General features: G+C 57.5%; 1 rRNA gene. It reads left to right on the top strand.

From position 1 onward, the window contains the following. A 23S ribosomal RNA gene (locus ULO1_RS14970) occupies nt 1-221 on the top strand; the annotation flags it as partial.

Raw genomic sequence — 221 nt, 5'->3', positions numbered from 1 at the left:
CTCAGCCGGAGTAATATCCGGCTACCGTGCACTGAATAGATAGGTGTACGGGGGGAACCGGGGGAACTGAAACATCTCAGTACCCCGAGGAAAAGAAAGCAACAGCGATTCCCTGAGTAGCGGCGAGCGAAAGGGGAGGAGCCTAAACCATACCTGTGTAAACCTGCCGGTGTTGCAGGTATGGGGTCGAGGGGCAAATCAGGCAGCGCGGCAGAGCTGCC

Origin of the sequence: Carboxydocella sp. ULO1 (assembly GCF_002049255.1) — a bacterium.
Classification (GTDB): domain Bacteria; phylum Bacillota.
Note: the sequence above shows the minus strand (reverse complement) of the source record. Positions and strands in the feature narration are given on the sequence as shown.